The following is a 24,369-nucleotide window of genomic DNA, read 5'->3' on the forward strand; positions in this document are numbered from 1 at the left end:
TATTAATATTATCATTTGGACTAGTGTAATCCCCTCCAAAAGCGATTCCTAACATATCATCATAAAAAGCTAACGAATAAATACCTTCTGTTGGTTTTTCGCCTATTACAGGTGTTCTTAAAACACTCCAAGTAACTCCTTTATTATCAGAATAATAAACCCTACTATCTGTAGTAACCACCCAAGCCTTATCTCCTTTCACTACAATATTGGTATTACTTGCGGCAAATGCACCTTCACCTTCTATTGCTTCTGGCAAATCCTCACAAGAAATTTTATCCCAATTACTACCGCCATCTCTTGTAATAAGTATAGAGACACAACCATTTCTACTGTCCCCAACAGCAATACCTTCTTTATTATTCCAAAAAGTCATAGCATCATAAAAAACACCTTCTCCTTCTTCTTTATACACCAGCTCCATTTTCCCTGCATCACCAGTTTTATATAGCAAAGCCGGACTTTCTACAGAAAGCATAAAAAAATCTGTATCCGTATGAGCAACAGACCTAAAGTGAAGTTCTTTTTCTTTATATTCCATTACATTCAGTCGCACTTTATTACTGGATAAATCAATATTACCAAAAACACCTTTATTAGCAGCAAAAGCAAGACTATTCCCCATAATTTCAATAGCTCTTACGCTTACAGAATCTTCGTAAATAGGCTCTATTTCTACCTGTGTAAACGGTTTTCGTACTACTTCTTCATTACAACCAAATAATAAAAAAAAAGAGAACAGTGTGTAAACAAAATACTTCATAAATATTAATTTTCTCAAAAATAAGTGTATTCACTTCTAATACAATACCTTTGCAGCCTTATTTTTTAAACGATGAAATTACATAGAAATCTAGTTTTTGCAGTTATAGATGCGTTAAATCTTATTTTTAACGAGGATCAATATGCGGATAAAGTAGTACAAAAAGTATTAAAGTTCGATAAACGTTGGGGTTCTCGGGACCGCGGATTTATTGCAGAAACGACCTATGACATTGTTAGATGGAAACGTTTATATTCTGAAATTGCAGAGGTAAAAGCCCCATATTCTAGACCTAAATTATTTAGACTATTTGCTGTTTGGGCTATTCTTAAAGGCATAAAACTCCCCGATTGGAAACAATTAGAACCTACTCCTGAAAGAAGAATTAAAGGGAAATTCGATGAACTTTCTCAAATTAGAAAATTCAAAGAATCTTTACCAGATTGGATGGATGAAATTTGCGTAAAATCTCTAGGGGAAAAATTATGGAACAAAGAATCTGCAGCTTTAAACCAACAGGCTGATGTAATTTTAAGAACAAACACCTTAAAAACATCCAAAGAAACATTACGTAAAGCTTTACTAGAAGCTGGTATAGATGTAGATCCTATAAAAGGGTACGCTAATGCTTTAAAACTTGCGGAACGTAGTAATGTTTTTACTACAGAAGAATTTAAAAAAGGCTTTTTTGAAGTACAAGATGCTTCTTCTCAATTAGTTTCGGAGTTTTTAGGCGTAAAACCAGGAATGCGTGTTGTAGATACGTGTGCTGGTGCTGGTGGAAAAACATTGCATTTAGCTGCCCTTATGGAAAATAAAGGACAATTAATAGCTTTAGATATTTATGAAAATAAATTAAAAGAATTAAAGCGTAGAGCAAAACGCGCAGGAGCTCACAATATAGAGCCTCGTGCTATCGATAGCAGCAAAGTAATTAAAAAATTATATGGTTCCGCAGATCGTGTTTTAATTGATGCCCCATGTTCAGGCCTAGGAATTTTAAGAAGAAACCCGGATGCTAAATGGAAATTGCAACCAGAATTTATAGACAAAATTATAGCAACGCAGAAAGAAATTATTCGTAGTTATAGTAAAATAGTAAAACCAGGAGGACAAATGGTATATGCTACTTGCTCTATATTACCGCAAGAAAACATAGACCAAGTAAAATCGTTTTTATCCTCTGAAGAAGGTAAAGACTTTGAACTTGTAAAAGATAAAAAAATATTTGCTTCCACTAGTGGTTATGATGGTTTCTATATGGCTTTGCTTCAGAAAAAGACAGCAGAATAGACTTTTTTTTGCATACAAGTAAACTACCTCGAGGCAGACTCACGAAGTATTCGTAGGAAAACAATCTTAAAATTTCGAGGCAAGCCTCAGAGCATTTAAATCTCGATTATCGAGTAAAGTAATTAACAATTGTTAATTATTAGCTCTTTCATTTATAGTTTAAAAATGTAAATTTGTGTTTTCTTAAAACTAAACAACAAGAAGCGCAATGATTCATTTTTTCGGGAATGCGACAAACAAAGTTTTTGCAGTACAAACTACAGCTGAACTTTCAGAAGAAACTACAAATAAACTAATATGGTTGTTTGGCAACCAACCCAAAATAAATGCGGCGTCTCTAGACGCCTTTTTTATTGGCCCAAGAGCAGCAATGATAACTCCTTGGAGTACCAATGCTACAGAAATAACTCAGAATATGGGAATTACTGGTGTAATTCGTATTGAGGAATTTTATAGTGTTGCTGATGACTTCACTGATTTTGACCCCATGCTTTCTCAAAAATTTGAAAGCATAAATCAAGACACTTTTACTATACATATTCAACCAGAGCCTATTCTAAACATTGATGACATCGGTGCTTACAATAAACAAGAAGGACTTGCTCTTAGCGATGAAGAAGTTTCTTATTTAGATGGCGTTTCTGAGAAAATAGGAAGAAAATTAACAGATTCCGAAGTATTTGGATTTAGCCAAGTAAATTCAGAACACTGTAGGCATAAAATATTTAATGGCGATTTTATTATTGATGGTAAACAAATGCCATCTTCTCTTTTTAAATTAATAAAAAAGACATCGCAAGAAAACCATAACGGTATTGTTTCTGCCTATAAAGACAATGTGGCTTTTGTAAAAGGCCCAGAAGCAGTACAATTTGCTCCAAAAACAGCACATAAGCCAGATTTTTACCAAGAAGAAAAATTCGATTCTGTTATTTCTATAAAAGCAGAAACACATAACTTCCCAACCACAGTAGAACCTTTTAATGGTGCTGCAACTGGTGCAGGAGGAGAAATAAGAGACCGTTTAGCTGGTGGTCGAGGTTCTTTGCCTTTAGCAGGAACGGCCGTTTACATGACGGCTTATTCTCGTTTAGAAAAAGACAGAAAATGGGAGAATGGTTTAGCAGAACGCAAATGGCTATACCAAACTCCAATGGATATTTTAATAAAAGCATCGAATGGAGCATCCGATTTTGGAAACAAATTTGGACAACCACTAATTAATGGTTCTGTACTTACTTTTGAACATAAAGAAGAAGCCACTTCTAGCGATAATCCCCGTCGATTAGGTTTCGATAAGGTTATTATGCAAGCTGGTGGTATTGGCTACGGAAAAGCATCCCAAGCTATAAAAGAAAAACCTAAAGAAGGGGATAAAATTGTTATTCTTGGTGGCGACAATTACCGTATAGGTATGGGTGGCGCAGCGGTTTCTAGTGCAGATACTGGTGAATTTAGTTCATCTATAGAATTAAATGCCGTACAACGCTCTAACCCCGAAATGCAAAAACGTGCTGCCAATGCTATTCGTGGTATGGTAGAAAGCGAAACTAACCCTATTGTTTCTATACATGATCATGGAGCTGGTGGACATTTAAACTGTCTATCTGAATTGGTTGAAGAAACTGGAGGAAAAATAGATTTAGATAAATTACCCGTTGGTGACCCTACCCTTTCTGCTAAGGAAATAATTGGTAACGAATCTCAAGAACGTATGGGATTGGTAATTGGCAAAAAAGACACTGGCCTACTTAAAGAAATAGCAGACCGTGAACGTTCGCCAATGTATGAAGTTGGCGATGTTACTACCGATGATCGCTTTACTTTTGAATCGAGTACTACAGGTGAAAAACCTATGGATGTTGCTCTTTCCGATATTTTTGGAAGTTCACCAAAAACAGTTTTAACAGATACTACTATAAAACGTAGTTACGATGCTCCAGAATATACATTAGAGAATTTTCATGAGTACTTAGAGCAGGTATTACAGTTAGAGGCTGTAGCTTCTAAGGATTGGCTTACAAATAAAGTAGACCGTTGTGTTGGTGGTCGTGTTGCAAAACAACAATGTGCTGGCCCATTACAATTACCATTGAACAACTGTGGTGTAATGGCGTTAGATTTTAAAGGAAAAGAAGGAATTGCTACTTCTATTGGACACTCTCCTATTTCAGCATTAATTGACCCTGCTGCAGGAAGTAAAAATAGTATTACAGAAGCATTAACGAACCTAGTATGGGCACCTTTAAAAGACGGGTTACAATCTGTTTCTTTATCTGCAAACTGGATGTGGCCTTGTAAAAATGAAGGAGAAGATGCTCGCTTATATAAAGCTGTAGAAGCAATATCTGAATTTTCAATTGCTTTAGGTATTAACGTACCAACAGGAAAGGATTCTCTTTCCATGAAACAAAAATATACGGATGGCGATGTAATATCTCCAGGTACTGTTATTATATCTGCTGCTGGAAACTGTAACGATATTACGAAAGTAGTAGAGCCTGTTCTTCAAAAAGATGGAGCTTCTATTTATTACATCAACCTATCTAAAGACACTTTTAAATTAGGCGGTTCTTCTTTTGCACAAATACTAAATACAATTGGTAAGGAAGCACCAACAGTAAATGATGCTGGTTACGTAAAAACGGTTTTCAATACGATTCAAACTTTAATTAAAGAAGGGCAAATAGTTGCAGGTCATGATGTTGCCTCTGGCGGATTAATAACCACTTTATTAGAAATGTGTTTTGCTGATGTTGCTTTAGGAGCTAATTTAGACTTGAGTAGTTTAGATGAAACGGATACTATTAAACTTCTTTTTGCAGAAAATGCTGGTATTGTTATTCAAGCAAAAGATGCATCTATCGAATCCGTTTTAAGTAATGCATCCATCGATTTTAAAAAGATTGGAACTGTTTCTTCAGAAGCTACAGTTACCATTAAAAACGGAAGTATGGAAATGGGCTTAAATGTTAGCTCATTACGAGATACTTGGTTTAAAACATCCTATTTATTAGATGCTAAACAAACGGCTAACAACTTAGCAAAAGACCGCTATGATAATTACAAAAACCAAACGCTACAATATACTTTTCCTAAGAACTTTACTGGAAAATTAAAAGCTAGACCAACGAACAGACCAAAAGCTGCTATTCTTAGAGAAAAAGGAAGTAACTCGGAACGCGAGATGGCTAATGCCATGTATTTAGCTGGTTTTGATGTAAAAGATGTACACATGACCGATTTAATTTCTGGTCGTGAAACTCTAGAAGACATTCAATTTATAGGTGCTGTTGGCGGTTTCTCTAATTCCGATGTACTTGGTAGTGCAAAAGGTTGGGCTGGTGCTTTTAAATACAATGAAAAAGCAAATACTGCATTAAAAAACTTCTTTGCAAGACCAGATACTCTTTCTGTTGGTATTTGTAATGGCTGTCAATTATTTATGGAGCTAGATTTAATTAATCCAGATCATGATACACATGGTAGAATGATACATAATGAGTCTCAGAAACACGAAAGTAATTTTACATCGGTTAAAATTCAAGAGAATAATTCCATAATGCTATCTTCTTTAGCTGGTAATACTTTAGGCGTTTGGATTTCTCATGGTGAAGGTAAATTCAATTTACCATACGGAGAGGATAAATACCAGATTGTAGCTAAATACGGTTATAAAGGGTATCCTGCAAATCCTAATGGAAGTGATTACAACACTGCTATGATGTGCGATGCTACTGGTCGTCATTTGGTTACTATGCCGCACTTTGAGCGTTCTACATTCCCTTGGAACTGGGCGCACTACCCTACCAATAGACAAGATGAAGTTTCTCCTTGGTTAGAAGCTTTTGAAAACGCTTATAATTGGGCACTTACTCATAAATAGACAAAAGAAAAGGGTTTTAGTTATTCAGAACTAAAACCCTTTTTTAATAACCATAATTAACTAAACCAACTTACCTAATAACCATTTTACCACTCCATGTTTTATCGGAAGTACTACTTAATTTATATAAGTAAATCCCTGATGGTAAATTATTTCTTTGCACGGTAATTTCATTCTGACCTACCGTAGTATTACCTTTCATAGTTTGGGAAGATAATAAATGCCCTCCAAGGGTATATACTTCCAAAGTATATTTAGACACTTTATCATCATAAAAATACAATGCTCCTTCTGTTGTTACAGGGTTTGGCATTAATACCGATTTTTTGGTATTATTAAGTACAAACTCATATGCTATTTCTTCATTATTAAAATCTAAATTAGAAAGGTTTAATTTTTTATCTTCCAAATTACCTGTCTTAGATTTTAAGTTAAAAGATATAACTTTTAGACTAGAAAAATCCGTGCTAGAATCCCCTTCGTTTTTAAACATTTCATAAGGAATAGAAAAGGTGGTTACCTCATCGGACAAAGAAACTTCTGTAGTAAATTCTTCTCCGTTGCCTTTTAAAAGCTTTATCTCTAAATCTCCAGTACCTGAAGCTTCAAAAGAAAAATTCTGATATTCGGATAAATCAACAGGTAAAAACCTTGGACTAAAAGCTCTATAAACTCCTATATAATCTTCTGTTGCACCTTTTAAATTAATGTTCCGTTCTACTCTATAGCCACTTCCAGTATATACATTGTCATTCTGATTTACGCTATACGTTTGAATCGTTGTTGTGCTCGAAGAATCATCTAAGCCCCAAGGAGCATCGGCTACAAACAAATCATCTGGAGTTCCTGCCTTATCAGCACTTATTCTAAATCCAAAATCGAATAAAGAACCTGTATCTACAGATACAGAACCTATATAACCTTCTAAGTTCGTTTGCAAAGTCATCCTATCTGCATCACTTGTTTCTGTACGCTTTAAACCTCCTTCTAAATAAATTTCATTAGAACGATTATTATTGACTACTTGCATATTAATTTTACCATTTTTATAACTGGCAGATTTTACAAATACAGGTGGCGGCGTAGAGCCTTTATAACTTTCAATAGTTGTGTTAGATTCTAATAAATCTAATATTTCTTCTCCTAAAAGAACCAAATCATCTACAGAATTAGACCAAATCTGAAAATTGTAATACATAGTATTATCTTGGTATGTATCAATATTCCAATGCGATTCCACAACGAATTTATCATTCTCATCTAATCTTGCAGAAAAAGTCAAGGCAAATTCAATATTACCATCCGCTTGTTTTATTCTAGATTTAATAAAATCATGCTCCCTAACCTGAATATTAGACACGGACAACAATTCTGCTCCTAGAAAACGATCACAAATAAACTTACTATGCTCATATACTTTGTTTTCCGTTTTTATTACCATTAAAGCACTAACGGTCTCTGTGTTTTTTAAATAATCTACCGAATAAATATCTGATGCATTTGTTAGTGCTAACAAATCTGCAGGAGAAGACTCTATAGTACTAGTTTCTCCAATAATATTTAAAGGTACTAAGGTATTTAAAGGAATCTGAGAAGGGGAATACTTTCCGCTCTTTTTATAGCTAGCTCCTTTTTTAATTGTTTTAGCTGTTAATTTATCGAATTTATAATTTGTTTTTGCTCTATTATAGTTCCGTTTGCTAATTAAATTGGCTAATCTATCATTACTCTCCAACCCTCCAGAGTTTCCTCCAGAAGTTGTTGTTATAACAGGACATGCACTTACTCCTGAACAAGACGGATCGTCACAATCTACTAATCCATCTCCATCATCATCCAAACCATTAATACAATCCTCTTGCGGAACAGGCGCTGTAGGACAACGAGCTCCATCATTTAAAGAACTTGAAGGGCCAAAAGCAAAAATATTAGAAGTCATTCCTCCATTTGCTACAATAGTATTCACCGTATTAATCTTATATACGGAACCTGTTTGATTAGCTGATATATAAAAATTACCATCCACATCAAAATAGACCGCTCCATACGTATAATTAAGTCCTGATAAAATAGGAACTTCTCCTAAATCTTCTACATTTCCGGTATCTGCTGTAATCCTGTATAAATGATTTGTGCCTTTCTCTACAGTATACAATTTACCATCAGTAGCATTAAAGGCCCAATCGTGTATACTAATACTCTTACTCAAAGTATGCTCTCCCACATATTCTAATTGTGTATTAGATTCTGGATTTAAATCTATAGAATGGTATGTTGAAGATCCTGAACGAATATAATAAATGCCATCTATGCTAATATCGCCAACATATCTATTACCTGTATTGGGTAAGTTAGCAATGGTGTACACATCTGTAGAAAAGTCATTACCAATACGTACAATAGATACTTGTGGTGTAGATAAATACCCCCAAAGATAGCCATCGGCTGAATTATACGCTGCGGCATTAATGTTTCCACCAACAATGTCTTCGGCTACTAAATAAGAGCTCCCTGAAGCCAAATCCAGAGCATAAATATCATTCCGCTGAAACAAGTACGCATTAAAATCGCACTGAAAAGGTTCTGACTGTGCTATACTGTTCTGCGAATAACAAATTGTAATAAAAAATACACATAGTGCTTTTAGGGATAGTTGACAAGAGTAGATTTTTTTCATTTCTTCTAAGATTTGGGATTCTATAGATTAAAGGCAAATGTAAAATATAGATAATAAGATTTTTCTTACAAATAGTTTAATGATACATATAACTAGATAAAATTCAATTTATTGCTGACGAATGGTTAAAATGAGATATCTGTTTATTTTAAAAATTCTATTGATTATCTGCTATTTTTTTAATAATTCTGAATTATTTAAAGTTATTTTTAGTAATCTCATTTTAAAATCCCATTCCCTTTTCTTACTTTGCAAGTACTTATCAGAAACCTAGTATGCAAAAAATAACCCGTCTCTTTGATTTTCCTTATTATCAATTAGAAAAATTTAACCTAGAAAAATCCCTCGTTTCTAAACAAAATGGGGAGTGGATATATACATCAACCAAAGAATACCTTGCCAAAGCAAATGCCATAAGCAGAGGTCTTTTAAAATTGGGAGTTAAACCTAATGATAAGATCGCTATTATTTCGCTCACCAATAGAACGGAATGGAATATTATGGATGTAGGTGTTCTACAATTAGGCGCACAGAATGTACCTATTTACCCTACTATATCAGAGGAAGATTACGCTTATGTCTTAAATCATTCCGAAGCTAAATATTGTTTTGTTTCCTGCGATGAAGTTCTTAGTAAAGTAAAAGCGGTTAAAAACGAAACTCCACATTTAAAAGAAGTGTATTCTTTTGATGCTTTATCTAATTGTAAGAATTGGAATGAAGTCTTAGAACTTGGAGCCGATACTAACAATCAAGAAGAAGTAGACAAATTAAAAGATGCTGTAAAACCAGGAGATTTAGCTACACTAATATATACATCTGGAACAACAGGTAGACCTAAAGGGGTCATGCTATCTCATGATAATATCGTAAGTAATGCCATAGAAAGCTCTAGACGATTTCCCATTGTGGACGGAAATACAAGATCTCTTAGTTTTCTACCCTTATGTCATGTCTACGAACGTATGCTTATCTATTTATACCAATATCGCGGAGTAACTATATACTATGCGGAGGCTATGGACAAGATTAGTGATAACCTTAAAGAAGTAAAGCCGCATGTTATGACAGCCGTTCCTAGGCTTTTAGAAAAGGTATATGACAGTATTATTGCCAAAGGCGCTGCTTTAAGCGGTATTAAAAAAATGCTTTTCTTTTGGGCTGTAGAAGTAGGTTTAAAATATGAGCCTTATGGCCAAAATGGCTGGTGGTACGAAAAAAAATTAAAACTCGCTCGTAAATTAATATTTAGTAAATGGAGAGAAGGACTAGGCGGACATTTAAACCTTATTGCTTCTGGTAGTGCTGCTCTACAACCAAGATTAGCTAGAATTTACAATGCCGCTGAATTTGGCGTTATGGAAGGCTACGGTCTTACCGAAACTTCCCCTGTTGTTGCTGTAAACGATATGCGTAAGAATGGTTTTAAAATTACTACCGTAGGTAAGTTACTTAACCGTACAAAGGTTAAAATAGCAGATGACGGCGAAATATGTGTAAAAGGCCCCCAAGTTATGATGGGCTATTATAAAGACCCAGAAAAAACTGCTGCCGTAATTAAAGATGGCTATTTTCACACCGGTGATATTGGAGAGATTGATGAAAATGGTTTCTTAAAAATTACCGATCGTAAAAAAGAAATGTTTAAAACTTCTGGAGGTAAATATGTAGCACCTCAATTATTAGAAAACAGATTTAAACAATCTAGATTCATTGAACAACTAATGGTCGTTGGAGAAAGCGAAAAAATGCCTGCTGCCCTAATACAGCCAAATTTTGAATTCATTCAAGAATGGGGTAAATTACACCACTTAGTTTTAGAAAATAATACCGATATTATTACGAATCAAAAAGTTATAGACCGTATACAAGAAGAGGTAGATTTAGCCAACCAAGACTTTGCTAAATGGGAAAAAGTGAAACAATTTAGACTAACCCCAGATGTTTGGAGTATCGAAGAAGGCCATGTAACCCCTACCCTTAAACTTAAAAGAAAAGTTATAAAAGAAAAATACATAGCGCTTTATAATGATATTTATGGGCACTAGTTTGTTGTAATACAACTATCTAATACCTAATTACATCTATTTTTTTGAAAATTTATTATGCACGCATAGTAAATTTTCTTTATATTTGGTTTCCTATAGAAAATATATGAAGGAATTAACCATAGATTATGCACTACGTGCCACTTGGCAAGCCGTGACTAGAATGTACAATGAAGAAGCTAAAGAATTTGGTACAACTATGGCTGTTGGTTTTACTCTTTTAAGTATAGACCCAAAAACAGGAACTCCCTCTACCGCCTTAGGCCCTAAAATGGGTATGGAAGCTACAAGTCTTTCGAGGATATTAAAAAGTATGGAAGAAAAAGGGCTAATTAAACGTAAACCTAACCCTAATGACGGGCGCGGTGTTTTAATACACCTTACCAACTTCGGTTTAGAAAAAAGAAAAGAATCTAAAGATGTTGTATTGCGATTCAATGAAGCTGTAAAAAATAGTGTCACGGAAGAACAATTACATAATTTTTTTGAAGTAACCGATACTATAAACAAGCTTATTGCCGATAAAAAAATCTACATAAAAGATACGAATCATAAATAATAGTAATTTAATGAACAAGCATATTAACAAAGTTGCCGTCGTTGGCTCAGGGATAATGGGAAGCGGAATTGCATGCCATTTTGCCAATATTGGAGTAGAAGTTTTGCTATTAGACATTGTTCCTCGTGAACTAACAGAAAAAGAGCAAGCTAAAGGCCTTACTCTCCAAGATAAAGTAGTGAGAAACCGTTTAGTAAACAACGCACTTACAACAGCATTAAAATCGAAACCCTCGCCTATTTACAATCAAAAATTTTCTAGTAGAATTACTACTGGTAATTTAGAAGATGATATTGCTAAAATCGCTAAGGTAGATTGGATTATAGAAGTTGTCGTAGAACGTTTAGATATTAAAAAAATGGTTTTCGAGAATATCGAGAAACATAGAACCCCCGGAACCTTAATATCTTCCAATACTTCAGGTATTCCAATTAAATTTATGAGTGAAGGTCGCAGTGAGGACTTTCAGAAATATTTTTGCGGAACGCACTTCTTTAACCCAGCACGTTACCTTAAACTTTTCGAAATAATCCCAGGACCTAAGACTTCGACAGAAGTGTTAGATTTCTTGAATGGTTATGGCGAACAGTTTTTAGGAAAAACATCGGTAGTTGCTAAAGACACACCTGCCTTTATTGGTAATCGTATTGGTATCTTTAGTATCCAGAGTTTATTTCATTCTGTTAAGGAATTAGGAATGACTGTGGAAGAAGTTGATAAATTAACTGGTCCCGTAATCGGTAGACCAAAATCGGCTACTTTTAGAACGGTAGATGTTGTTGGTTTAGACACATTGGTACATGTTGCCAATGGAATACATGAAAATTGTACAGAAGATGAACGTTTAGAATTGTTTAAACTTCCAGGTTTCATCGATACCATGATGGAAAAAAAATGGCTAGGTAGTAAATCTGGTCAAGGTTTTTACAAAAAAGTAAAAGGAGATAAAGGAAAAAGCGAAATTTTGACTTTGGATTTAGATACGATGGATTATCGTGCTAAAAAAAGTGCCAAATTTGCTACACTTGAACTTACAAAAACTATTGACAAAGTAGTAGATAGGTTTTCTGTACTTACAGGAGGAAAAGATAAAGCTGGTACCTTCTACAGAAAGAGTTTTGGAGCTTTATTCGCCTATGTTACGCATAGAATTCCTGAAATCACCGATGAACTTTATAAGATTGATGATGCTATGAAAGCAGGTTTTGGTTGGGAACATGGTCCTTTCCAAATCTGGGATGCTGTTGGTTTAGATAAAGGAATAGAATTTGCTAAAACAGAAGGTTTAGAAGTTGCTTCTTGGATAACAGATATGAAAACTGCAGGAATAACCAGTTTTTATTCCGTTACAGATGGGGCTACTTTTTTCTATGATATTCCGACTAAGTCCATGAAAAAAGTTCCTGGTCAAGATGCTTTTATCATATTAGATAATATTAGAAAAACCAAAGAAGTCTTTAAAAATAGTGGTGTTGTAATTGAAGATTTAGGAGATGGCATTCTTAACGTAGAATTCCAATCCAAAATGAACACTATTGGTGGCGATGTATTAGCCGGACTTAATAAGGGTATAGAATTAGCAGAAAAAGACTTCCAAGGCTTAGTCGTTGGTAACCAAGCAGCCAATTTTTCTGTAGGTGCCAATATTGGAATGATTTTTATGATGGCTGTGGAACAAGAGTATGATGAGTTGAATATGGCTATAAAAATGTTCCAAGACACCATGATGCGTATGCGCTACTCCTCTATCCCAACAATCTCTGCACCACACGGTATGGCTCTTGGTGGCGGTTGCGAATTATCGCTTCATGCAGATAAAGTGGTTGCTGCTGCGGAAACTTATATTGGTTTAGTAGAATTTGGTGTTGGGGTTATTCCTGGCGGTGGTGGTTCTAAAGAATTTGCTGTAAGAGCTTCCGATTCTTTTAGTAAAGGGGATGTAGAACTAAACGTACTCCAAGAATACTTCTTAACCATTGGTATGGCAAAAGTATCTACATCGGCATATGAAGCATATGATTTAGGTATCCTTCAAAAAGGAAAAGATATTGTAGTAGTAAACAAAGACCGCCAAATAGCAACTGCAAAAGCACATGCTAAACTAATGGCCGAATCTGGTTATACGAAACCCGTAAAACGAAAAGACGTTAAAGTTTTAGGAAAACAAGCTCTTGGAATGTTCTTAGTAGGTACAGATTCTATGGAAGCAAGTCACTACATCAGTGAGCACGATAAGAAAATTGCAAATAAGTTAGCGTATGTTATGGCTGGCGGTGATTTATCTGAGCCAACAAGAGTAAGCGAGCAATATTTATTAGATCTAGAAAGAGAAGCTTTCTTATCCTTATGTACAGAGCGCAAAACTTTAGAACGTATTCAACACATGTTAAAAACAGGTAAACCACTACGTAATTAAAAATTACTAAGCGATTTGCCTTTAGCCTATAGCTACTTGGCAATACCAATAACTAATATAGATGCTAGTAGCCAAAAGCTAATAGCCAAAAGTATAAAAAATGAAACAAGCATACATAGTTAAAGCATACAGAACCGCAGTAGGTAAAGCTCCTAAAGGTGTGTTCCGTTTTAAAAGAACAGATGAATTAGCAGCAGAAACCATCGCATACATGATGAAAGAACTGCCAGATTTTGATAAAAAACGTATTGACGATGTTATTGTAGGCAATGCAATGCCAGAAGGTTCTCAAGGATTAAATATGGCTAGACTCATCTCTTTAATGGGCCTAGATATTGTTGATGTTCCAGGCGTAACTGTAAACCGTTTTTGTTCTTCAGGGATTGAAACTATTGGTATCGCTACAGCAAAAATACAGGCCGGAATGGCAGATTGTATTATTGCTGGTGGTGCGGAAAGTATGAGCTCTGTTCCTATGACAGGAAATAAACCAGAACTAAATTACGATTTAGTAAAATCTGGTCATGAAGATTACTACTGGGGAATGGGAAATACTGCTGAAGCAGTTGCAAATCAATTTAAAGTTTCTCGTGAAGACCAAGATGAGTTTGCTTATAACTCGCACATGAAGGCTTTAAAAGCACAAGCAGAAGACCGTTTCCAAGACCAAATTGTTCCTATTAACGTAGAACAAATTTATATCGATGAAAATGGAAAAAAAGCATCTAAAAGTTACACCGTAACAAAAGATGAAGGACCAAGGAAAGGAACTTCCAAAGAAGTTTTAGGAAAATTAAGACCTGTTTTTGCCGCTGGCGGTAGTGTTACTGCTGGTAACTCTTCGCAAATGAGCGATGGTGCTGCATTTGTATTGGTTATGAGTGAAGATATGGTTAAGGAGCTAAATCTTGAACCTATAGCAAGGCTAGTTAACTATGCCGCTGCTGGTGTAGAACCACGTATTATGGGTATTGGTCCAGTTAAAGCTATTCCAAAAGCTCTAAAGCAGGCAGGATTAAAGCAAGAAGATATTGAGCTAATAGAACTTAACGAAGCCTTTGCTTCACAATCTTTGGCCGTGATGAGAGAATTAAAGATTAACCAAGATATTGTAAATGTAAATGGCGGAGCAATTGCACTAGGACACCCATTAGGTTGTACTGGAGCAAAACTTTCTGTTCAGTTGTTTGATGAAATGCGTAAAAGAAATATGCAAGGGAAATATGGTATGGTAACTATGTGCGTGGGAACTGGACAAGGAGCAGCTGGAATTTATGAATTTTTAAAATAAGAAGAGAGAGAAAAGACTAATAACAATGCGACATAACTATAAGAATTTAAAAATTTGGCAGTTAGGTTTAGAAATAGTAAATGATGTATTGCTAGCATTTCCAAAACATGAACGTTTTGATTTGAGTTCACAAATTAGTCGTTGTTCTGTATCTATGCCTAGTAATATCGCCGAAGGCTCTGGAAGAACTGACAAAAGCTTCAAGAACTTTATAAATTACTCTTTAGGCTCTTCTTTCGAATTGGGAACCCCATTATTGGTGGGCTCACCATAGAAAATATATTAATAACGAAACATTAAAAACACTGGAAGATAAGATTTCAGAATGGCAGAGAATGACAATGGGCTTCCAAAATAGTCTAAAATAAAGTCTTTCATCTCTATTCTATTTTTACTTTTTTAAACAAAAAAAATATGGCTACAGAAAACGAACTTTTAAGAGGAGGACAATTCCTGGTTAAAGAAACTAAATGCGAAGATGTTTTTACGCTTGAGGATTTAACGGAAGAGCATAAAATGATGCGGGATAGCACCAAAGAATTTGTAGATAGAGAACTTTGGGCACATTGGGAACGTTTTGAGAAAAAGGATTACGCTTTTACAGAGGAAACTATGCGTAAAGCCGGCGAACTTGGTCTTTTGAGTATCGCTGTTCCTCAGGCATACGGTGGAATGGGAATGGGTTTTGTTTCTACCATGTTAGTTTGTGATTATATTTCTGGCGCAACTGGTTCTTTCAGTACTGCATTTGGAGCACATACTGGTATTGGAACTATGCCAATTACACTATATGGTACCGATGAGCAAAAACAAAAATACGTGCCAAAATTAGCGTCAGGAGAATGGTTTGGTGCCTATTGCTTAACAGAACCTGGAGCTGGTTCCGATGCAAACTCTGGAAAAACAAAAGCCGTTTTATCTGATGATGGTAAGCATTATAATATTTCTGGACAAAAAATGTGGATTTCCAATGCTGGATTCTGCAACTTGTTTATAGTATTTGCTAGAATAGAAGATGACAAAAACATTACTGGTTTTATTGTAGAAAATGACCCAAGTAATGGAATTACTTTAGGAGATGAAGAAAAAAAATTAGGAATTCACTCCTCCTCTACTCGCCAGGTATTTTTTAGTGACACCAAAGTTCCTGTAGAAAATATGCTTTCTACAAGAGGAAACGGATTCAAAATTGCAATGAATGCTCTTAATGTTGGTCGTATTAAACTGGCAGCAGCTTGTTTAGATGCACAACGTAGAGTTATTGGTGAGGCTACCAAATATGCTAACGAACGCATACAGTTTAAAACACCAATTATGAATTTTGGTGCTATAAAAGCCAAAATTGCTAATATGGCTACTAACTGTTATGCAGATGAATCCGCTAGTTATAGAGCAGCAAAAAATATTGAAGATAGAATTGCTTTAAGAGAAGCTGCAGGTAACACTCACCAAGAAGCAGAACTTAAAGGTGTTGAAGAATATGCAATTGAATGTTCTATCCTTAAAGTCGCGGTTTCCGAAGATGTACAAAGCTGTACAGATGAAGGAATTCAGATATTTGGTGGTATGGGCTTTTCTGCAGATACCCCAATGGAATCTGCTTGGAGAGATGCTAGAATTGCTCGTATTTATGAAGGCACAAACGAAATTAATAGAATGCTAGCTGTTGGTATGTTGGTTAAAAAGGCAATGAAAGGTCATGTAGACTTATTAGGCCCTGCAACTGCCGTTGGCGAAGAATTAATGGGAATTCCTTCTTTTGATGCTCCTGATTTTTCTGAGCTTTTCGCAGAAGAAAAAGATGTAGTAAAAAGATTAAAAAAAGTATTTTTAATGGTTGCTGGCTCTGCGGTTCAAAAATATGGTGCAGAACTAGAGAATCACCAGCAATTAATGTTGGCAGCATCCGATATATTAATTGAGATATACATGGCTGAATCTACGATTTTAAGAACGGAAAAAAATGCTAAACGTTTTGGCCAAGATGCTCAAAAAACCCAAATAGCAATGTCTAAATTGTATTTATATACTGCTGTGGATACCGTTATTCAAAAAGGAAAAGAAGCTGTCGTTTCTTTTGCTGAAGGAGATGAGCAACGCATGATGTTAATGGGACTTAAACGTTTTACAAAGTACACAAATCAACCTAACGTAGTAGCTTTACGTACGCAAATTGCGGATAAAGTAGCTGCCGATAATGGTTACACCTTTGACTAATTTAAATAGAAAACTAAGGTTTTCAAATAGAAAGGAAAACCGCTCCAAATTGGGGCGGTTTTTTTATGTAAAAGAATCTTATAAAACTGCATAAAAAAAAGCATCCATAAAATATGGATGCTTTTTTATAAAGAAGAAATTCTAAATCTTATTTCTTCTTTAAAAAACTATAGTTTAAAGAATAGGTTAGCATTTGTTTTTCAAAACTTTCGGGATAGGTAACTTTTACATCTGTAATTTCTCCTGCATCATTCGTCATAGGCATAAGAACAGGGTTTACAAAACCACTATAAGGAGCCGATTTAAATTGGCTGTTTCTATCTAGAACTTCAGCATGTAATTTTTGGTCTACTTTTACACCGTATCCCTCCACTAAGTCCTGAGCAGCTTTAAAATCTCCTTCTGATTTAATACGTTGTGCCTCTTTTAAAAGAGCGGCAAAGATATTCCTCAATTTAGCATAATCATTAATGTTATAGAATGTTTTCCCTTCTCTTGTTACTTTTTCTATCACATTATCTTTCTTCCCTTTTTCAAAAGCCCAAGCAGAAACCCATTGTCTATTTACCATATGGTCTTCTTCTATATCATTCCCTAATTCTATACGAACCAACTGCGTCATTAAGCCATTTCTAATATAACCATCATAAGCAGCCTTACCAATTTTCTCCCAATCGCTAACTAAACCTAATTCTTGTAATTTAGGATCCATTAAATAATATAAACCCACTAAATCTGCCCTACCTTCTTCCATGGTAGATGCGTAATTTTTAAGTGTTTCTTTAGGTTGCCCAATACCTTTATTTATTTGCCCAGATGCATGGCCTATTACTTCGTGTAAAGCAGTGTGTAATTTATCTGCAAGCTTCCCATATTCTTCTTCTAAAGCAATTTCTTCATTATCATTCGCAAATTCTTTTAATCTGCCACTACCACCAGCGTTATTATAAGCTCCAATAATGTTGCCCAAAGAAACAGACTTACTTCCGTGCTCTTGTCGTATCCAATTATTGTTAGGTAAATTAACACCAATAGGGGTACTTGGAGAAGCATCACCAGATTCCCCAGCAACATTTACAGTTTTATAAGAAACCCCAACAACGTTATCTTTTTTATGACTCTCTATTAAAGGAGAATTATCTTCAAACCATTGTGCATTTTTAGAAAGCACAGCCATTTGTTTAGACATTTCAAAATCTTTAATTTGTATAATACTTTCATACGACCCTCTATATCCTTTTGGATCGTTATATACTTCTATAAAACCATTAATCCAATCTATATTTCCTTTTGTGGAAGTAACCCATGCAATACAATACTTATCCCATACATTTAAATCTCCAGTTTTATAATATTCTATTAATAGAGAGAATGCATTTGCTTGTTTTTCATTTTCTGCAACAGTTTTGGCTTTTTCTAACCAACCAATTACAGCATCAATAGCAGTACCATATAAACCACCTGATTTCCAAAATTTCTCCACTACTTTACCATTTTCTCTAACCAAAGTAGAATTTAAACCTGCCTCAATAGGCATTCCTTCTGGACCTTTATCTGCTGTTTTATAAAAAGCTTCTACGTCTGCATCCGTTATAGAAGATCCATAAAAATTAATGGCAGAAGAAGCTATATTATCTACACCTTTCTTCTTATTTACTTTTTTTACATCTTCATCATTAAAAATAACTCCCACTACATTTTCACTTAAAGTTGTATTCGTATCCTTTAATAACTGCTCTAAATACCCTTTACCAAACCTTGGTTTTATTTTGTCATTGGAATAATGATGGTGTATACCATTAGAGAACCACACTCTTTTTAAATATTCCTCAAAAGAATGCCAATCCCCAGAGTTTTTATCTCCGCTAAAAGAGGTATAAATATTCTCTAAAGCCGTTCTAACTTCTAAATTATGACGGTAATTTTGATCCCAAATAATATCTCTACCAGAGAGCCCTGCTTGTGTTAGGTAATAAACCAATTTCTTTTCCTTTAAGGTAAGCTCTTCAAAACCTGGTATTTGGTAATTTAAAACCTTAATATCGGCAAATTCATCCACCACATACTCAAAGGTTTCTTTTTTGTTCAAAGGTTTACTTTCTTTTACCTTTTCTTGGCAAGACCAAAGAAGGCTTATCACTAAAATTCCTCCAATTAAATTTGTTATCTTCATTATGCTATATCTTACTATTCGTAGGTATAAAATTAATAAAAGATAGCGTAAATGCTATAAAGATTCTCTATTGATTTATTCTAAATTAAGGATACTTTTTACAAGTGAAATGTATGTTTGTATTGCTTCCCTTTTTACAGAAAAACCCCTTCCAAAACTAGTTTTGGAAGGGGTTTTAATAATAAACTCTTATGTCTATTCTAAAAAAAACTATGTGTTTTATCAGATTCAATACAGACTATTGTATATTCTCTAAAATCTTTTGCTCATCATTCTTTTTAGAGAAAAGAATAGCACATTCTATCATAGCCAAATGAGAATACGCCTGCGGAAAATTCCCTAGGAGTCTCTTTGTTTTAAAATCTATATCCTCACTGAATAACCCTAAATGGTTACTATAACCAAGTAATTTATTAAATAAATCTAAAGCCTTTTCTTCTTCTCCTATTTTAAATAAACTGTTTATAAACCAAAAAGTACATATCGTAAAGGAAGAAGATGGTAATCCAAAATCGTCTTCATTTTTATACCTATATAGTAAGCCATCATTACTAAGTTCTTTTTCAATAGCTTTTACTGTACTTACAAATTTAGGGTCTTTTGCTTCTATAAACCCATAAGATTCCATAAGTAAAACACTAGCATCTAAATCTTTAGCTCCATACGATTGCACAAAAGATTTCACTTCTGGATTCCAAGCATTCTTATGAATGTCTTCTCTAATTTCTTTTTCTAAAAGCCTCCATTGCTTAACTTTACCTGTTTTACCAAAGATTCCTGCGATTTTTATAGCACGATCTATAGCTACCCAACATAGTACTTTAGAAAATGTAAAATGCCTGTCTTCCGCTCTAAACTCCCAAATACCTTTATCGGCTTCTTTCCAGTGTTTATTTACAATCCAAACAATCCCCTTGGTAATACCCCAGAGTTCTTCTCCGTTTTCTAGATTAGTACCAAACTTTACTAATTGCTCATAAATAACATCCATAAGAATGCCATAAATATCATTCTGAGTTTGTTTGTACGCTGCATTACCAACACGAACAGGCTTAGAACCTTTGTAACCATCTAAATGATCCAAGGTTTCTTCGGTAAGCTTCTTTTGCTTATTAATACCGTACATTATCTGTAGTTTTTCATTCTTATCTGGCATTAAATCAATAATAAACTGTAGATATCTTTTGGCAGAATTTTTATGTCCCAATTCAGAAACTACCTTTATTACCATAGAAGCATCGCGAATCCAACAGAAACGATAATCCCAATTCCGAACCTCTCCTATTGTTTCTGGTAAAGAAGTGGTTACCGCAGCTAAAACAGCCCCTGTCTTATCGTAAGTTAACATCTTTAACGTAAGAGCACTACGTATTATTTGTGCATTAAATTTACTGTAAGTAGGCGTACGATCTACCCAATTTAACCAATAAATCTTAGTCCGCTCTAAATCTAAATATACCTTATGTAAATCTGGTACGAAGAGTTTTTCATTATAGGATATTAAAAAATAACCATCTCTTTTAAGCAATATTTCTTCTCCATTTAAAACCTCTTCTTTATCAAAAGAAGTATACATAAATAAAGTATCGAACTGTTCTTGGTTTGTAAGACTTACTATAAAATCATCCTTTACATATGAATTTGTTATCCCTTTAGCATATTCCAATTTAGGGTCATACTTTATCGAAAATACTGGTCTTCCAAACTTATGTTTTAAATATCTAACTACTTCAGGTGGTGCATGGTAATCTTCTTTGTTTTTATAGTACCTTGGCATAAAATCATGTACTTCAAAAGCGTCTTCTCCATTATTATAAGTGGTTATTAATATGCAAGTCTGTGGCTCGTAACTCTGAGAAATAGAGTATGATGAATCTACTAAAATTTCGAAGCTCCCTCCTTTTTCTTCGTCTAGTATTTTTGCGAATACTGAGGAAGAATCAAATTCAGGAAGACAACACCAATCTAATGAACCTGTGTTCGAAATTATAGCCGCGCTTCTACAATTTCCAATTATTCCGTAATTTAAGTTGTCCATAATTTCTTATTAAAGTAATTTTGAGAGCCCTAGATACTCTAGTACAATATCGTAATTGTAGGAAAAATATTATAAATTTCCGATAAAATTTGCTTCATGAGTAAAACTATAATAATTTCTAATAGACTACCAGTGCAATTACAAATTTCTGAAGGAGGCATTGTTGCCACCCCTAGTGTTGGAGGTCTCGCCACAGGAATGAAATCGATACACAACAGCGGGGAAAGCCTATGGATAGGATGGTCTGGACTTACGGATGAAGAAACACCAGCACAATTAAACAATGCTATTGATGAAGCTTTAGCAGAGCATAATTGCTCTAGAGTAAACCTTTCTCAACAAGAAATGGAAGGATATTATTTTGGTTTTAGCAATAGAACCATTTGGCCCCTGTTTCATTATTTTATGGAATATACCGAGTTTGAACTTAGCTTCTGGGAGTCTTACAAAGCTGTTAATCAAAAATTTGCAGATGCCATTATAGCAAAATCTAACGATGACGATATTATATGGATCCATGATTACCAATTAATGTTGGTACCTCAAATGGTGAAAGAAAAAAAACCTAATGCTGCTATTGGTTTCTTTTTACATATTCCTTTTCCTTCCTATGAAATATTTAGAACGCTACCGTGGCGCGAAGAACTTTTAACTGGGCTTTTAGGTGCCGATTTAATTGGTTTTCATACCTATGACTACGAACGTCATTTTTTAAGTTCTGTACGAAGATTGTTAGGATTAGAAGTTAGTTTTAACGATATAAATACAGGTAACAGAATAGTAAAAGTGGACTCTTTCCCTATGGGAATTGATTACAAAAAATTCCACGATGCCGCTATTACTCACAATGCTTTAGCTCCAGAAAACCGTTCTATACTACAAAAACGTCTAGACGACCATAAAATATCAGCCCCCGATACCAAATTAATTCTATCGATAGATCGCTTGGATTATAGTAAAGGGATAGCTAAAAGAATTTCTGCTTTCGAATATTTTCTAAATAAATATCCGGAGTATAAAGAAAAGGTACGCTTGGTGATATTAGCCGTTCCGTCTAGATCCAATGTACCTCAATATAAACTACTAAAAAAAGAAATAGACGAATTAGTTGGTCGCTTAAATGGCGAATTATCTACCGTGAACTGGACTCCCATTTGGTATTTTTATCGTTCTATGCCTTTTAAAAATTTAATCGATTTATATACTTCTAGTGATATTGCTTGGTTAACACCACTTAGGGATGGAATGAACTTAGTCGCCAAAGAATATATTGCTACAAGAACAGATAAAACAGGAGTTCTTATCTTAAGTGAAATGGCTGGTTCTGCTTATGAAATGAATGAAGCATTACTCATTAACCCTAATAATTTTGAGCACCAAGCAGAGACTCTTAAAAAAGCCATTACCATGCCTAAAAAAGAGCAAATGGCACGTAATATGTTTTTACAAAAAAGACTGGAACGCTATAATGTAGAAGTATGGGCTAGAGAGTTTATGAACGCTCTTAAGAATCAAATGAAAAATAACGAAGCGTTTGTTTCTAAAAAAATGGATAATCAAATTCTAAAACATATTATCCAAGATTATAAAAAAGCAAAAAATCGTCTCATCTTTTTAGATTATGATGGCACCCTAGCTGATTTTCATGTAGATCCCCAAAAAGCCTCTCCTGACGAAGCACTTTATGAAGTATTGGATAAAATACACAATCAAAAAAACACGACCCTATTTTTAATAAGTGGTAGAGATAAACAAACTTTTACCAAATGGTTCTTACATAAAAAATATAATATGATTGTGGAACATGGAGTTTGGATCTCTAGAAACGGTGAGGAATTCTCTATGCTAGAGAAAGTAAAATCGGATTGGATGCATAAAATAAAACCTGTTTTAGAATCTTTTGTGGATCGTACTCCTGGTTCTTTTATTGAAGAAAAAAATTACTCTTTAGCTTGGCATTATCGTAATACCGACCCTGATTTTGGAGAAAAACGTGCTACGGAATTGAACACAGTACTGACTAGTTTAACTAGTAATGACAGCCTTAGCGTATTAAATGGTAACAAGGTTATGGAAGTTAAAAGCAGTAATGTAAACAAAGGTAGAGCTGCCGTTAGAGTTCTTAGCGAATCTAATTTTGACTTTATTTTCGCGATGGGAGATGATTGGACAGATGAATATATGTTTGAAGAACTACCAGAAAGCACTATTTCTATAAAAGTAGGAAGACAAAAAACCCAAGCAAAATATTTTGTAGCAAATACTAAAAAGGTAAGAGAGCTGATACAAAAATTTGTGAAATAACTAGTCTGTTGCCTAAGCACTTAATAAATGTAGCCGATAAAATTCTAGCTAAATCATTTTGATTTTTACTCGATAATCGAGATTTAAATGCTCCGAGGTTTGCCTCGAAATTTTAAGGTTGTTTTCCTACCAATGCCTCGTGGGATTGCCCCGAGGTAGTTTACCCAGCTAGCAAGTTGCAATTTAAAGAAACAAAGGGTTTATTTAAATTAAACCGTTTTAAAAGGCAGTAATCGGATATTTTGTCCACATGTAGGAGCTATATGCCTTTTGAACATTTACCCCCTCTAGCCATTAAAACCTACAACCAAATAAACTCCAATTCTTTTTCTATTTCGTTAACAACGAGAATAGTAATTGCTTTTGGAGGGTTTTCGTGTATTCATAGTGGCATAATATCCCAAACGTTTTAGAAGCTACAAAGTAACCCTAACGGCTTTACTAATTTCCTGTCATTTTCACTTGGTTTCCCCTTATTATTTCAACTTTCTACTTCCTTCATTTATAATAAGTTGGTGCATTTGGAGTATGGCCGTAACTACATATTCCCTACCGTTTTCTAACGTAGTGGCTCAAGCAGTCCCACAAAACTAAAAGCAACAAGCTTAACCATTACAAATTGTATAGGTTTTAGTATACTGAGTATTGAGTTACTCTCTTTTTTATCTACCATAATACTTCCTAAATTATTTATATCTGCTATT

General features: G+C 34.5%; 13 protein-coding genes. 9 read left to right on the plus strand and 4 right to left on the minus strand.

Translation table 11 applies throughout. From position 1 onward, the window contains the following. Nucleotides 1-763 (minus strand): oxidoreductase (locus tag QZZ51_RS05040; protein ID WP_291866781.1); only part of this gene is annotated, 763 nt, incomplete at its 3' end. A 72-nt stretch (nt 764-835) separates the two neighbouring features. Here QZZ51_RS05040 and QZZ51_RS05045 point away from each other — a divergent pair. Both QZZ51_RS05045 and purL read left to right on the plus strand, forming a co-directional pair. Then, a complete protein-coding gene (locus QZZ51_RS05045; RefSeq protein WP_291866784.1) occupies nt 836-2,056 on the plus strand; it encodes a methyltransferase domain-containing protein in 1,221 nt (406 codons plus the stop codon). Between the two features lie 208 nt (nt 2,057-2,264). Beyond that, on the plus strand, nt 2,265-5,942 hold the full coding sequence (gene purL, locus QZZ51_RS05050; RefSeq protein ID WP_291866787.1) for a phosphoribosylformylglycinamidine synthase: 3,678 nt from the start codon (nt 2,265-2,267) through the stop codon (nt 5,940-5,942). Nucleotides 5,943-6,012: 70 nt separating this feature from the next. Here the strand turns inward: purL and QZZ51_RS05055 are convergent, their stop codons facing one another. Further along, the gene (locus QZZ51_RS05055) at nt 6,013-8,619 is read right to left on the minus strand and encodes a T9SS type A sorting domain-containing protein (RefSeq protein WP_291866790.1); all 2,607 of its coding nucleotides are present in this window, start codon (nt 8,617-8,619) and stop codon (nt 6,013-6,015) included. Nucleotides 8,620-8,894: 275 nt separating this feature from the next. Here QZZ51_RS05055 and QZZ51_RS05060 point away from each other — a divergent pair, with 275 nt between their 5' ends. From QZZ51_RS05060 to QZZ51_RS05085, 6 genes are all read left to right on the plus strand, one after another. Beyond that, nucleotides 8,895-10,667 (plus strand): AMP-dependent synthetase/ligase, encoded by a 1,773-nt coding sequence (locus QZZ51_RS05060; RefSeq protein WP_291866792.1) that lies wholly within the window; start codon nt 8,895-8,897, stop codon nt 10,665-10,667. A gap of 106 nt (nt 10,668-10,773) precedes the next feature. Then, nucleotides 10,774-11,226: a MarR family transcriptional regulator gene (locus QZZ51_RS05065; protein WP_291866795.1), complete on the plus strand. Its 453-nt coding sequence runs from the start codon at nt 10,774-10,776 to the stop codon at nt 11,224-11,226. A gap of 10 nt (nt 11,227-11,236) precedes the next feature. Next, nucleotides 11,237-13,642 carry a 3-hydroxyacyl-CoA dehydrogenase/enoyl-CoA hydratase family protein gene (locus QZZ51_RS05070; RefSeq protein WP_291866798.1) on the plus strand — a complete coding sequence of 802 codons (2,406 nt, stop codon included), beginning with the start codon at nt 11,237-11,239 and terminating at the stop codon, nt 13,640-13,642. Between the two features lie 100 nt (nt 13,643-13,742). After that, a complete protein-coding gene (locus QZZ51_RS05075) occupies nt 13,743-14,933 on the plus strand; it encodes an acetyl-CoA C-acyltransferase (RefSeq protein WP_291866800.1) in 1,191 nt (396 codons plus the stop codon). A gap of 25 nt (nt 14,934-14,958) precedes the next feature. After that, nucleotides 14,959-15,207: a four helix bundle protein gene (locus tag QZZ51_RS05080; RefSeq protein WP_366511945.1), complete on the plus strand. Its 249-nt coding sequence runs from the start codon at nt 14,959-14,961 to the stop codon at nt 15,205-15,207. A gap of 140 nt (nt 15,208-15,347) precedes the next feature. Further along, nucleotides 15,348-17,150: an acyl-CoA dehydrogenase family protein gene (locus QZZ51_RS05085; protein WP_291866802.1), complete on the plus strand. Its 1,803-nt coding sequence runs from the start codon at nt 15,348-15,350 to the stop codon at nt 17,148-17,150. Between the two features lie 148 nt (nt 17,151-17,298). Here the strand turns inward: QZZ51_RS05085 and QZZ51_RS05090 are convergent, their stop codons facing one another. Together QZZ51_RS05090 and QZZ51_RS05095 are read right to left on the minus strand one after the other, a co-directional pair. Beyond that, entirely contained in the window at nt 17,299-19,323 is a 2,025-nt protein-coding gene (locus QZZ51_RS05090; RefSeq protein WP_291866804.1) for a dihydrofolate reductase, read from the minus strand. Between the two features lie 238 nt (nt 19,324-19,561). Continuing rightward, complete coding sequence (locus QZZ51_RS05095) at nt 19,562-21,361, minus strand: glycoside hydrolase family 15 protein (protein ID WP_291866806.1); 1,800 nt, start codon at nt 21,359-21,361, stop codon at nt 19,562-19,564. Between the two features lie 96 nt (nt 21,362-21,457). Between QZZ51_RS05095 and QZZ51_RS05100 the strand changes: the two genes are divergently transcribed. Continuing rightward, a complete protein-coding gene (locus QZZ51_RS05100; protein WP_291866810.1) occupies nt 21,458-23,665 on the plus strand; it encodes a bifunctional alpha,alpha-trehalose-phosphate synthase (UDP-forming)/trehalose-phosphatase in 2,208 nt (735 codons plus the stop codon). The last annotated feature ends 704 nt before the right edge of the window (nt 23,666-24,369 follow it).

This window comes from Maribacter sp., from assembly GCF_016744255.1.
Taxonomy (GTDB): Bacteria; Bacteroidota; Bacteroidia; order Flavobacteriales; family Flavobacteriaceae; genus Maribacter_B.